Below are 249 nucleotides of genomic sequence, written 5' to 3' on the forward strand. Positions count from 1 at the left end.
GCTGGGAGAGCATGAGTGCAAGCGAGCGCGCGAAGCCCGTATCGTGACTGGTTGAAATAAATCGCAGCCGTGTCAGAATGCGCAACAGTTCGGCGCGACGGGGCTTGAAGAACTGTGCCATGAAGCGGCACTCATTCTTGCCGCCATACTCGGCGTGGAGTCTGGAGAATTCGCACAGATCTGGCCGGTCCGTAACGGTCTTGCGGATCGCCTGCAATTGCGCATCAGCCGGCTCAGCGGAATTGAGTA

General features: G+C 58.2%; 1 protein-coding gene. It reads right to left on the bottom strand.

The annotated features are described in order from the left end of the window. A partial coding sequence (locus P0D80_RS51675) for a hypothetical protein (RefSeq protein ID WP_408296805.1) occupies positions 1–249 on the bottom strand: 249 nt, incomplete at both ends.

This window comes from Paraburkholderia sp. RL17-373-BIF-A, assembly GCF_046030175.1.
Classification (GTDB): Bacteria; Pseudomonadota; Gammaproteobacteria; order Burkholderiales; family Burkholderiaceae; genus Paraburkholderia.